Origin of the sequence: Lunatimonas sp. (assembly GCF_020832325.1) — a bacterium.
In the GTDB taxonomy this organism is placed as follows: Bacteria; Bacteroidota; Bacteroidia; order Cytophagales; family Cyclobacteriaceae; genus Lunatimonas.
This window is the reverse complement of sequence record NZ_JAFIEU010000045.1, coordinates 106,309-118,850: the sequence shown is the minus strand read 5'-3', so window position 1 is coordinate 118,850 and position 12,542 is coordinate 106,309. Positions and strand designations below refer to the sequence as shown.

11 protein-coding genes are annotated in these 12,542 nt (G+C 43.2%); 6 read left to right on the top strand and 5 right to left on the bottom strand.

Annotation, left to right across the window (positions count from 1 at the left end; genetic code table 11):
* Positions 1-20: 20 nt before the first annotated feature.
* The 3 genes from JJU34_RS17230 (at position 21) to JJU34_RS17220 (ending at position 2,707) form a co-directional block, all read left to right on the top strand.
* Positions 21-1,430: an OprD family outer membrane porin gene (locus tag JJU34_RS17230; RefSeq protein ID WP_228693652.1), complete on the top strand. Its 1,410-nt coding sequence runs from the start codon at positions 21-23 to the stop codon at positions 1,428-1,430.
* 33 nt (positions 1,431-1,463) lie between these two features.
* On the top strand, positions 1,464-2,045 hold the full coding sequence (locus tag JJU34_RS17225; RefSeq protein WP_228693651.1) for a YeeE/YedE thiosulfate transporter family protein: 582 nt from the start codon (positions 1,464-1,466) through the stop codon (positions 2,043-2,045).
* A 167-nt stretch (positions 2,046-2,212) separates the two neighbouring features.
* Positions 2,213-2,707: a DUF6691 family protein gene (locus JJU34_RS17220; protein WP_228693650.1), complete on the top strand. Its 495-nt coding sequence runs from the start codon at positions 2,213-2,215 to the stop codon at positions 2,705-2,707.
* A gap of 115 nt (positions 2,708-2,822) precedes the next feature.
* Here the strand turns inward: JJU34_RS17220 and smc are convergent, their stop codons facing one another.
* Positions 2,823-6,374 carry a chromosome segregation protein SMC gene (gene smc, locus JJU34_RS17215; RefSeq protein WP_228693649.1) on the bottom strand — a complete coding sequence of 1,184 codons (3,552 nt, stop codon included), beginning with the start codon at positions 6,372-6,374 and terminating at the stop codon, positions 2,823-2,825.
* Positions 6,375-6,753: 379 nt separating this feature from the next.
* Here smc and JJU34_RS17210 point away from each other — a divergent pair, with 379 nt between their 5' ends.
* Positions 6,754-7,287: a hypothetical protein gene (locus tag JJU34_RS17210; protein ID WP_228693648.1), complete on the top strand. Its 534-nt coding sequence runs from the start codon at positions 6,754-6,756 to the stop codon at positions 7,285-7,287.
* A 163-nt stretch (positions 7,288-7,450) separates the two neighbouring features.
* Here the strand turns inward: JJU34_RS17210 and JJU34_RS17205 are convergent, their stop codons facing one another.
* The gene (locus JJU34_RS17205; RefSeq protein ID WP_228693647.1) at positions 7,451-7,864 is read right to left on the bottom strand and encodes a response regulator; all 414 of its coding nucleotides are present in this window, start codon (positions 7,862-7,864) and stop codon (positions 7,451-7,453) included.
* Positions 7,865-8,470: 606 nt separating this feature from the next.
* On the opposite strand from JJU34_RS17205, the gene JJU34_RS17200 reads away from it, so the two are divergent.
* Both JJU34_RS17200 and JJU34_RS17195 read left to right on the top strand, forming a co-directional pair.
* The gene (locus JJU34_RS17200; protein ID WP_228693646.1) at positions 8,471-8,917 is read left to right on the top strand and encodes a polymer-forming cytoskeletal protein; all 447 of its coding nucleotides are present in this window, start codon (positions 8,471-8,473) and stop codon (positions 8,915-8,917) included.
* Positions 8,918-9,063: 146 nt separating this feature from the next.
* Entirely contained in the window at positions 9,064-9,582 is a 519-nt protein-coding gene (locus JJU34_RS17195) for a hypothetical protein (RefSeq protein WP_228693645.1), read from the top strand.
* A 59-nt stretch (positions 9,583-9,641) separates the two neighbouring features.
* Here JJU34_RS17195 and JJU34_RS17190 read toward each other — a convergent pair whose 3' ends face one another.
* The 3 genes from JJU34_RS17190 to JJU34_RS17180 are packed head-to-tail and all read right to left on the bottom strand — an operon-like array spanning position 9,642 to position 12,445.
* Positions 9,642-10,682, bottom strand: coding sequence for a VWA domain-containing protein (locus JJU34_RS17190; RefSeq protein WP_228693644.1), 1,041 nt, complete (start codon positions 10,680-10,682; stop codon positions 9,642-9,644).
* A complete protein-coding gene (locus JJU34_RS17185) occupies positions 10,675-11,574 on the bottom strand; it encodes a hypothetical protein (protein ID WP_228693643.1) in 900 nt (299 codons plus the stop codon). Before JJU34_RS17185 ends, JJU34_RS17190 begins: the two co-directional genes overlap by 8 nt.
* The gene (locus tag JJU34_RS17180; RefSeq protein WP_228693642.1) at positions 11,567-12,445 is read right to left on the bottom strand and encodes a DUF58 domain-containing protein; all 879 of its coding nucleotides are present in this window, start codon (positions 12,443-12,445) and stop codon (positions 11,567-11,569) included. The genes JJU34_RS17185 and JJU34_RS17180 overlap by 8 nt, the downstream gene beginning before the upstream one ends.
* Between the last annotated feature and the right edge of the window lie 97 nt (positions 12,446-12,542).

Below are 12,542 nucleotides of genomic sequence, written 5' to 3'. Positions count from 1 at the left end.
CACTGTTAGAGACTAAGATCATGTATAACTTTGAAATTGGCTGGCGTTTCGTTATTTGGATTTGGATTGGGTTATTGCCAGTAGGCCTGATCGCACAAGAGCAACATCCGGAAATTGACAGTACCCTGGTGGATTCCTCGACTTCGCTGGCGGACAAGATTAGATCCGGTGAGGTGGAGTTTCACCTTCGATCCTTTTACATGGGTACGACCAACCGGGGTGAACTGCTGGACTACCATTCTCTTGCGATAGGTGCGGGGATTGGGTATTTCAGTCCGTCCTTCAGAGGTTTTCATGTAGGGTTTAGCGGTTTCTTTGTGTTTCAGGTCTTTGAACACAATCTTCGTATTCCGGATCCGACCACTGGAAATGTGAATCGCTACGAGATTTTGCTTTACGATATGAACGATTTCGAAAACAGTCGGGATCTAGATCGTTTGGAACACCTGTACTTATCCTATAAACGGAGTGGATTTCAGGCGGTGCTTGGTAGGCAGAAATTTAACACCCCCTTTCTAAACGAGCAGGATAATCGGATGCGTCCCAATATTTTCAGTGGGCTTAAGTTGGCTTATGAGAATACACATTGGCAGACTACGTTAGCCTGGTTTAATCAGGTAACCATGCGAGGAACGGTTGATTGGTACTCGGTTGAGGAGTCATTTGGAGTATATCCTTTTGGACGGAATGTGTTTGGGACCAGTTCTGGATACAAAGGAAACGTGCGTAGCCGGGGCATTGGTGTAGGTGGTTTTGTCTACCGAGGTGATCATGGCGAAACGTTCCAATATTGGTCCTACCTGGCGGAAAATGTCTTTCAGATGCAGTTTGCCCAACTCGAAAAGCGAACAGATATTGGACGCATGAACCTACTGCTGGGGTTGCAGGGGTTTTACCAGTCAGCGCTCAATGATGGTGGTAATATGGATTCAGCGAAGGCCTATATCATGAAGGGAGAAAGTTCTATGGGCTACGGCGCAAAGGTCGGTTTTAGACAAAGGGCCCATGAAGTTTCGATGAACCTCCTTTCTATTTCAAATCAGGGACGGTTTCTATTCCCAAGGGAGTGGGGCAGGGAGGTTTTTTTCGCCAGCCTACCCCGAGAACGGTTTGAAGGAAACGGTGGAATTCGCGCAATTGCGCTGAAATACGATTACCAGTTTAATACATACACAAAAGGGCTTGTCGGTGTCAGCACCGTAAAGCACCCAGATATCAATGAATTCACGCTCAATAAATACGGGGTGCCTTCCTATTACCATTTTGTGGGGTCATTAGATCACTCCTTTGATGGATATTTGGATGGACTGAAGTTGAAAATGTTGGTCGTCAATAAAACCGCGAAAAAACCAGGGGAAATCCCCGATTCAAATCGCATAAATAGAGTTGATTTATGGAATTTCAATCTGGTATTAGATTATAAATTTTAAATCAAAAAAACAAAACAAGTAAATAACGTAATAATGGAACAATTTATTGATTGGATTAGTCAGCCTTGGCCTTGGTATGTAGCCGGGCCGTTAATTGGACTTACTGTACCCGTATTGTTGATCATAGGCAACAAGTCGTTCGGTATATCCTCTTCGCTGAGGCACGTATGTGCCGCCTGTATGCCTGCAAACATTCCTTTCTTTACCTATAATTGGAAAAAGGAAATGTGGAACCTAATGTTCGTTTTGGGTGTCTTGATTGGCGGATTTATTGCAGGTGCATTGCTTTCTAACCCAGAGACGATCGTGATAGCGGAAAGTACCCAACAAGATTTAGCTCAATTAGGCATCACAGACTTTAGATCTCTGTTACCCGCAGACATCTTCTCTTGGTCCAACCTATTTACGCTGAAAGGCTTGTTCTTCTTCGTTATCGGTGGATTCTTGGTGGGTTTTGGTACCCGCTATGCAGGAGGATGTACGTCAGGTCACGCGATTATGGGTATCAGCAGCTTGCAGTGGCCTTCGCTGGTAGCGACTATCTTCTTCATGTTGGGAGGATTTGTCATGACCCACCTCCTGCTGCCTCACATCATGGCATTTGCAGGTTTTTAATTCAGTTTTCTAGTCAACTTACAACTAGAACCAGCTCAAACCTGATATATGTTGCGCTTTCCGCATTGGATGGATGTGTCATTCAACGAGCTTTGAACCGGAATACAAATAGTGCACGCTATTCAGACCATTGGGACGGGTTCTTACCCTAACGAATACCTATTCAGATGAACGTAAAAGAAAAAGATAATAGTAGAGTGAGTGCTCCAGTAGAATGTGAGGCACCAAACATGCAGCATCAAACATCCAAAGATGGACTTTTGAAGTACTTGATAGTAGGAGTCATCTTCGGAATCGTTTTTGTCAAAGCAGAGATCGTTTCCTGGTTTCGCATTCAGGAGATGTTCCGATTGCAGTCCTTGTTTATGTACCTGGTGATCGGGTCAGCAATTGCAGTAGGAATGATTTCCATTCAACTGATCAAGAAGTTCAAGATCAAATCCCTAGCCGGAGAACCAATAAAGATTGCAAACAAAGAATTTAGAAAGGGCCAAATTATCGGCGGGTTTATCTTTGGTCTGGGCTGGGCCATCACTGGGGCTTGTCCAGGTCCTTTGTTTGCGCAGATTGGAAGCGGGTTTACCGTTATATTCATCACTCTCTTGAGTGCTATTGCGGGTACTTGGGTATATGGTCGCTTTGCCGACAAATTACCAAATTGAGAATTGTTGAGTTTTGTAGTGATCGAAAAAAGGCTAGCCCTAGTTGGGTTAGCCTTTTTTAGTTTTTGGTGAGTAGGTTGCTACAGCTAGGATTAGTGTCATCCAGCAGAATTGCCTACTCCATATCGTCTACGAGTTCTCTCAGATCCACCGGAACCACCCTAGACACTCCTGCCTCTATCATGGTGATACCATAAATGATATCTGTGCTGGCCATGGTTCGCTTATTGTGGGTCACAATAATAAATTGGGACTCATTCGAGAATTTCTGAATGATTTGATTGAACTTGTCTATGTTTGCATCATCTAGGGGTGCATCTACCTCGTCAAAAATGCAAAACGGAGCTGGTTTCAGCAGGTAAATTGAAAACAATAGGGAGGTAGCGGTGAGGGTTTTCTCTCCTCCAGATAATTGATTGATAGAGAGGGGCCTTTTTCCTTTTGGTTTGGCGATGATTTCTATTGCACTTTCCAATGGATTTTCCGGGTCGAGGAGTTTGAGGTCGCAATCGTCTTCAGCTGTGAAAAGAGATCGGAATACCTTGACAAAATTTTCCTTGATTTTCCCGAAGGCTTCCAGAAACGTTTCCCTCGCTACTTCATCGATTTCTTGAATGGTTTCCAGCAGGGAGTTTTTCGCCTTGACCAAGTCATCCCGCTGCTCGGTAATGAAAGAATGCCGTTCTTTGATTTCGTCATACGCTTCCATCGCCATCGGGTTGATTGGACCGATTTTTTCGAGCCGTTCTTTGGCTTTTTTTACTTCCTCTCGAATCGTATCTTCTGTTTTTTCACGGTATTCGGGATCCACCTCGGGGTCTTCCTCCATCAGTTTCTCGAGATCCAGTTCAAATTCAATGCTTAGCCTTTCCTTCAGTCCGTTAAGTTTTAGCTTCACGTCGTTTAAAGCCTGCTGTAACTCCATGATTACCGTGTCAATGCTGGCTAGCTGCCGTTGACTGTCCCGTATACTTTTGTCTATGTCGTCAATTAGCGCCCGATGGGCATAGTATTCTTTTTCAGCCTCGTTTACCCCCACCTCTATCCGATCCTTTTCTCCATAAAGTTCTATCAGTTCATCGTCCTGTAGCTCGTTGTTGTCAATAAGGTTACGTACCTCTTGGTCGATATGTGCCAGCTCCTGTTGTCCCTTTTCTATGCGCTCACTACTGCTTTCGTAGGTGCTCTGTTTGAATGTAATCTCCTGCTCCAGGGCATTGGATTTATTCATGTGCTGGTGGAAGAGGATGTTTTCTTCGTTGTATAATTGAGAGTGGCGGGTTAATTCTTCGGATGCTTCCTGAGCTGCATCGTTAACGTCCAAAAGCTCGGTTTCCCATTCCGAAAAGGCGTTTCGTTCTTCATTTAACTCCGGCGATAGTTGCGCAAGCTCGTCTCCTAGGGTTTCGATTCGTGCGAGGATATCCTCCCGTTTCGTAGCATTTGAAGAAAGTAGGTCACCTAGTTGCTCTTTTTTGGTTTTGACAGAGATGTACTCTTGGTTGATTTCGTTGATCTCCTGCTGCAGTGATTCAATTTGGTGTTTGAAACTAATTTCCTTTAGCTTGAGAAGTTCTGAAATCTTTTGATCTAGGTTTGACCGTATGCCGGAAATCTTTCGGTTTAGGTCTTTGATATCTTTTTCCAGTTTTTCCAGGTTTTTGGCTCGGCCAATGCGTTTGCCTTCAAACAGCCCTACCGAACCGCCGGAAAGGCTGAACGTTCGCTTGATGTATTTTGCGTTTTCAGAAATGAAGACCGCGTCTTCTTCGTTAGGTATATCCTGGATGCCCCCTCTGACGATGTATACATCGTCGAGTATAAACGAAATCAATCGAGCATATTTTTCGTCGTATTCGATGATTTCCGTGGCAGGGAGTGTATTGGGGTAGATCTTGCTGTGAGAGGGTTTGAATCGGTTAAGCTGCTCCAATACGAAGAAGTTGGCCTTTCCTTTGGCCGCATCGCTTAATAGGTTAATGGCTGTTACCGCTTCTTGGTAGGTGTCTACCACATAGTAGTTCATGTAATTTTCCAGGTAGTTTTCGATCGTGACCCGGTATTTTTCTTCCGTAGTAAGTATATCAGAAAGCAGTGGAATATGCTTGCCCCAGTTGGAGTTCTTTTTTAAAAATTTGATTGCTTCTGGAAAGCCCTCGAGGTTTTCTACCAGGGACTTTGTGAGGTTAAATTCGTTTTGTTTAGCATCGAGCTTTCGGCTTAGCTGGGTGAGTTCATCTTTGATGATTTCGACGGTGTGATTGGCCTCTTCGAGTTTTTGCAGATGCTCTTCCTCTTGGTTTTTTAGTTTTACCAGTTTGGACATCTTCTCATCCAAATTGTCTTTGATCTCTAAGAGCCGATCCGCGAATTCGGACAGGGTTTCTTCCTGATTGCTATCGTCAGAGGTGGTTTTTTCCAGTTCCTGCTTTAGGGTTGAAAGCTGTATTTGCTTGATTTCCTGAGACTTTGAAAGCTGATAGATGCGATCTTTTTTGATTGATACCTGGCTATTGAGTTGCTTTTGGCGTTCTTGTACCACGTTTAGCTGCCGCCTTTTTTCCTCGTAGACCTCCCGTAGAGCAGTGACCTGAACTTCTTTTTCGGCAAGTAATTTTTCTGCTACCGCTTTTTCCTGCTCCAGGGAGCGTATCGAAAAGGCAGCTCGATCGTTACTTTTTTTGTCTTGGGTGATTTGTTCACGAAGTGACTGTGCTCTGTTTTCCAAAAACCGTAAACGTTCGTTTTTTATTTTTTTATCGCTCTCAAACTGACGGATTTTGTTCACCTGTTCGTTCAGTGCTTTTTGCCGGGAGGATAGCATTTTCTCCCGTTGGATCAATGCGGCTTTTTGGCTTTCCAAATAGGCTTCTTTCTCGGCAAGTTGCGTCTGTAGGCTTAGTTTTTGGTCGTTTTCAGTCTGTATTTGTCGGTGTAGATCAAAGAGATTTTCACGTTGTTGGACCACTCCTTTTTTTGACAGGGCGATACTTGCCTGTTTGTATTCTTTTTTGATTTCAAAATACCTTGCGGTTTGACGCGCCTGCTTTTCCAGGGATTTCAGGTTTTTCTCGATTTCATAGAGCAAGTCTTCCACCCGGGCCAGATCTGCATCGGTACCCTCCAGTTTCCGAAGAGTTTCTTTCTTTCGTGTTTTGAACTTCGAGATCCCAGCCGCCTCTTCAAATAGCTCCCTTCTAGAGTTGTTTTTGTCATTTAATAGCTCATCGATCATTTTCAGTTCAATGATAGCGTAGCTATTTGAATTAATACCGGTATCCATGAAGAGATTCGTGATATCCTTCAGCCGGCAGGTGATCCCATTGAGTAGGTATTCGCTTTCCCCTGATCTGTAATACCGGCGGGTGATGGTCACTTGAGTGTATTCGGTGGGGAGTAGGTTTTTGGTGTTGTCAAAAGTAAGGGAAACCTCGGCCATATTCAGAGGCTTCCGGGTTTTCGTGCCGTTGAAGATCACGTTTTCCATTTTATCCGAGCGCAGCATGCGGGTTTTTTGTTCGCCAAGGACCCAGCGGATCGCATCCACCACGTTGGATTTGCCGCAACCGTTTGGACCCACGATCCCCGTAATGCCCTTGTCGAAGTGAATTACGACCCGGTCACCGAAGCTTTTGAATCCCCGGACCTCTAGTTTTGAAAGCTGCATGGAAAAAACGATTGATCAAGACAAAAATAAGCAGATAAGGGAGATTAACAATACGCTGAGATAGGTTCCCTGAGTCGTCGACATCAAAGTGGCGATCAGGTCCGGAAAATGTGGGATAGTCTAACAGGTTCTGCTAAATGACAGGATGGAAATTTGACTTGAAGTAGGTTTGCTTTTTTTTGGGGAAATATTTTCAGCTTTTTCACGAGTATCCGTAGGGGAAATTTATAGGAGAGACCTGGATATAGTTGGTTTTGAGATGATTTTTGTCATGGTTTGACGAAATAGTGTCGTTAATAGACACAAAATTACTTTTTATACGTTATATTTAGTATATAGAATAAGAAATCAATCGGTGGTGTTATAAATTCTAGAAATAATGAGACAATATGAGAATCAACATATGGTATGGGTAAACAAGGCGATACCGAGTATCCCTGTGAAAACCCACTTCGGAAACACGTTTTTGAATAAGTTATTCACTAACCAGTGGTTACTGATCTACAGCAACCCCTACGATTTGATTCCGAAGAATGCAGACGAGAGAAAGGATCTCGAGGATTTTCTGACAAGTTTGCGTAAAATGAACTGTCAGTTGGTGGGATTTAGCAGCAGGTCCTTTAAAGAGCATTTGGAGTGCACGAATTGGATCAATTCCTTTCTGTCAGACGAGGATTTGTTCCCTGTCTTTTATCAAAGTGAAAATCTAATGGCTACATTGGAAAATGGTGAAGGAAAGAAAGGAGATAGTAAAGTCTTGAACCCGATTTATTTGGTGGATGGTGCAGGAGTGGCGAAAATCCGATTCGAAAGCCGAGTAATGGATTCGGAACATTTCAGAAGTATCCTTGGAAAAGTTGGAGAGCTGGTCCTTAACGGCCAGCTTTCCAACTTACGGAAATTTGATAGCTAGGAAAAATAATTTCCCTGCTACCCTCGATTGAAAATCTGACGTGTCAGACGCTATGCCATATGTAGAATCAAAAGGCCCTAAATCCATTCAAACTTGGATTTAGGGCCTTTTGGGATTTCAGAGCGAGATGATCCAGTAACCCAGCAGCTTTAAATGGCGGGCCTCAACTTTTCGTAACAATGAGGTTGTCGTCAAATAGAGAAAGTACTTCTTTCAAGGTGTTGATAGCAAGTGGTTTTTCGATAAAACCAATCACTTCTTTGAAGCTTTTAGATCTATCTTTGTCTTGTTTTGCTGTAGAAGATGTTACTATGATTACCAAAGCTTTATCTTTGAAAGGCTTTGATCCGAGTGCAGCTAAAAAGTCCCAACCGTTCATAACAGGCATATTGATATCTAGCAGCACTAGGCATTTATCATATGCACTATGAAGGGATTCCAGCTTTTCAAGCGCTTCCTTGCCATTTTCTGCAGTATGAAACATGCCAGGTATTTGCAATTCCTGTGCAGTTCTCATAATGTAGTGCAAGGCTAGTTTGTCGTCGTCGACAATCAATGTCGTTAGGCTATTTTTCATGATAAAGTTGGGGTTGGTGATTTGAATTCTGTCTCCTGACAAACCTATATCAGATTACAGGTTGCTTCTAGTGCAAAGTAAGTGTAAAATATCAAAAAAGAATATTTCTATGGTTTATTTTTTCTTAAAACAAAATCTAATTTGAATTTTTTTGTTAAAAAAATTAAACAAAAAATAGTAAATAATTGATTTTTCAGCTTTTGTAGTTACTCATGTGTCATTCGTATTGAAATATAAGCCGTTTGTTTTTCTAATGGTCAGGTTATCAAGGAGGTGATAAGTAGCTCAGTTCAATGGATTGTGCGTTTAATATACCAAAAAATGAATTTAATTGATTTTTGCCTTTTATTCTGGAATAAAAGATTCTGGAATAAGTCTAATTTATTGGGCTTCAATTTTTTTTAGATAACACCCCCGTTTCTGTTACAGGTAACTCATTGTTATAAGCAATTTTTCTTCGATTATAGACTCCTATTTGCTGTATAAAATTTTATTTTGCGAATGACTGAAAATATGGTTTACTTCGGCTATTATAGCTGGATAAATATGGTTTCCAGTCTTTTTTTGGCTAGCAGAAAATTTCTTATCCCCTAAAATTAAAGTGAAATGTGGAATAGTAGCAAACGTTCGGAGAATACAAATAATGGGATGGTTATCACCTCTTTTTTTGCCGAAGGATTTAAGATGATCGGTGATCTGGAGTCCACTTGCGACATCCGGGTTGAAGGAGTCATCGAAGGCAATATTTCAACTACGAAAAAGATAGTGGTGGGTAAAACGGGTCAGGTGATTGGTAATGTAAAGGCAGCGAACCTGTGCATACTGGGAGAGTTTGTCGGAGATGCTTTTGTAGGTGAACTGGCGAAAATCGAATCCTCCGGCTGCGTCACCGGTAATCTTCAGTCCGTCAGCTTCCACATAGAGCCAGGTGCGTCCGTGGAAGCCACCTTGAAAAAGATTTCTTCTGAGCGATGGGAAGACATTAGCCTTGAGCACCTTCCCTATGAAGTGGATAAACGTAGCAACAGTAATCTACATCTGTCGGTTGGCTGAAGGGTTACATGAGACCATTATGCCACCTTCCTGCGGGTAGGTGGTTTTTTTGTCAAAAGTTTTTTTACACCATCCTTGCGAATCCGCTTTGCTTTTAATTCAGCGGTTCCTTTCAATTATTCCCACTTTTGATTAATTTCATGCCTATGGATTCAGGTACTATATTTTATATCATCGCGGTTGTTATATATTTCATCTATTCGGCGCTACAGCAGAAGAAAGGTCAGCCCAAGGATGGAGAAGTACCGGGAGAAAGCCAAGATACTCCCCGTGATATTCCCAAGAATGGGACGTTTGAAGATTTATTACGAGAGATCCGAAGGGAACAGGGAGAAAGAGAAGAAGAATTGGTGATTACCAGTAGGCCGGCTACGACAGAAACCCACGAGCCAATAGGTAGAAATCCCAAAGTGGACAGGGAAGAGGTGGTTACTTCGTCTACAGCCAGTAGAATGGCCGATGCCTACGGAAAATATCAAAGTAAGCAGCCCCTAGTTAAGTTAGATGATCAAGTGGATATTCATGACGATAAGAAAATATTGGGCAAAGTGGAATCTGTTACTGTTAAGAACAACAAAAATCCATATGCTCAACTTTTGAAAAGTCCCAACACGCTACGGGATGCTGTGGTAGTCTCTGAGATCTTAAATCGCAGGCATTTTTAATACTCAAGTCGAGGTAATGTCTAATCGGTGGGTTGAATCAACAGGGTTGTTGTCTCGACTTAGTCAATCAAGAAGTTATTAAAAAACGTATTTTTGAGCAGAAGCCAAACGAAGAAAAAAGCCATCCCCCACATAAGATATACCCGGTAAAAGTCTATCGTTTCCTTATATCGGGACTCGGTGATTTCCGCTTTTTCCAATTCATCGATTTCGTCAAAAATACCCTCCAGCGCATCTCCATCTGCGGCTCGGTAGAATTTTCCTTTTCCAATTCGGGCAATGTCCCGAAGGGTGGTTTCGTTCAGGTAGCTTTCCACCATCTGGGGTCTACCAAAGAAATCCGTGCCATAGGGCACCATGCCGTCTTTTCCTACCGCAATGGTGTAGATTTTTATATCCATTGCCTCCGCTAATTGCGCTGCAAAGATAGGATCCACGTTTCCGGCGTTGTTGTCCCCATCACTTAGGAGGACCATTACTTTTGAATTTGTTTCGGATTCCCGCATTCGGTTGGTTGCAACGGCGAGCGCACTACCTATCGCGGTGCCTTTGGCGTCCATCATATTAAACGAAATATCACCGATCAAATCTTTAAGGAGATCGTAGTCTGTAGTCAAAGGTGCTAGTGAAAACGCCTCTCCGGAGAAAATTACCACTCCAATTCGGTCACCAAATCTTCCCTCGATAAACTCAATGGCTGTTTCTTTGGCAGCCTCCAGCCGGTTAGGGGTAAAGTCCTGTAAGTCCATAGACTCGGAAATATCCAACACCAACATGATATCAATACCCTCCGTAAACTGTTCTACTTTTTCGTTGGTGCGTTGCGGTCGGGCCAATGAGACGATAACCATCCACATACATAGCGTGAAAAAGGCCATGGGAACAAGTCGGAGATAGGTCCATGGATTGGTTCGGGGAGCCATCTTGGGTATAGATAGTTCTAGCCGAGGGTTCTTTAGGATCTTCGTAAACTTGCGTACCAGCAAAATAAGGGGAATTACCCAGAGCAAGTGCAATGCCCAAAGGTTTTCCCATTCATAGGATCGGAACGTTTCTGGCGTAAACCAAGTCCACGAAAAATAGCTGCTAGTTTCATTCATGGCCGTGGAGATTTTTGATTTTTTTTCGGTATTCCTCCTCTGTAAGCAAGGACAGCCGATCGCAGGCCTGTCGGATGCCCTCAGTTACCCGATTTGCGTAGATCACGACTTCAATTTCCCGCAGGTCTTTCACCAATTCAGGTTGTTCAAGGTTATGGGCTATTTCGGTAGAGGTCCACTCTCGGAAGGGAAAGCCAGTCATCGATTCCATATAACCTCTCCATACGCCAAGGAGTTCGTCAGCAGCATCCAAATCTTTTTTTGCAAAAAATGCTGCTTGCGCGCTTTCCCAGCGCGTAACGAACCGTTGTCTACGTTTCTTCTCTAGATAAACAAGCCACAGACGCTTCAATCGGCCACCAAAGAAGTAATAGACGGAACCTAAGATAACCAACACAACCAGGAAACCCAGCATGATGGCTGGGTAGTTAAGTCCTTGTTGGATTTTTTGGTATGCATTGGTTTCTTGAAACGCCAAAGCATCCGGTAGTTCGTCGATGATGAGTTTTAGCGCTAAGGAGGCGTCTGCGGGCTGGTGAGTGATGCTATCATAGCGCAAGATCTCAAATACTGGAAGGTTATACTGCTTAATCGGTTCCAGCGAAAAGTTTGCGAGGAAATAGAGAGCACTGTCTGTAGTGAGTGTGTCAACGGTAACCGAACGAAAAGTTTGTTTCCCTAGGTATTCCATGCTGCCGAAATTATACAGGGAATCCGGGAACAGCATATCCATGGTGGATGGGTAGGTTGCTTTTAGTACATAGGTTACCCGCTCCCCTAATTTGGCCGAATCTTGCATAAAATACCCGTGTACCTTTACTTCCTGTGCCGGCAGCTGGGATTGGGCGATCAACAAAAATATAAGTAGGGAGATATAGCCTGTCTTAGCCACGCTTCATGCTTCGGTTTCTGATTTTGAATAGTTCCATCAAAGGTAAGACAATGTCTTGCCTTGTGTCAATCTGAAGGTAATTGATTTGATTTTTTTTGCACAAATCTCTTAGCGACTCCCGGTCTTGGTGGAAGGACTGGAAAATCTTCTTGGCAAACCCCCCAAAAGCGGTATTCACCCAGGTCGTTTTTTCCATTTCTTTGTCATATACCGGGATAATTCCCAAGGACGGCAGCGCCGATTCGAGGGGGTCGGTTACCTGGATGACAATCACATCGTGTTTGGTGGCCAAGGACTTCAACGGTTGTTGATAGTCTTCATCAATGAAATCTGAGATTACGATGATGATGCTTCTTTTCTTGATGAGGTTTAGACAAAACGAAAACATGCCCCGAAGGTCTGTCTTCAATGATTTGTTCGCATGCTTAAAGATTCCTTGGATGACTTTTACAGCTTGCCGGGGACCTTTTCCAGGGACAATAATTTTTTCTTTTTGATCAGAATAGCTGATCAGCCCTACTTGGCTGCCCTCGTGGATTGCAGCCAAGGTAAGTACGCCCGCAACTTCCTTGCTAGTGTCAATTTTTTTGTGCTCTTTGCTGCCTATGTCCTGGGATCCGCTGATGTCTAAGAGGAAATAAACCGATTGGTCTTTGTCTTCTTTGAAAGTTTTCACAAAGGTACCGTGGCCCTTTGCGGATACCTTCCATTCGACCGTGCGGATATCGTCTCCGTACTGATAAGGCCTCAAATCATCAAATTCCAACCCTGCTCCTTTAAATATGGACTGGTAGTCGCCCTGAAGATGGTTGTTGGCAATCTTCCGGAGCATAATCTCATATCTTCGGAGTTTTTTAATTAGTTGGTTCATGTAAGCTCTCTATAAGAGGCCTAATTTAAGGCTCTCGGTTGAATAATAAAACGACTATGTGGATACATATTGTCAAATTTGTGAAGAATTGGGTAAT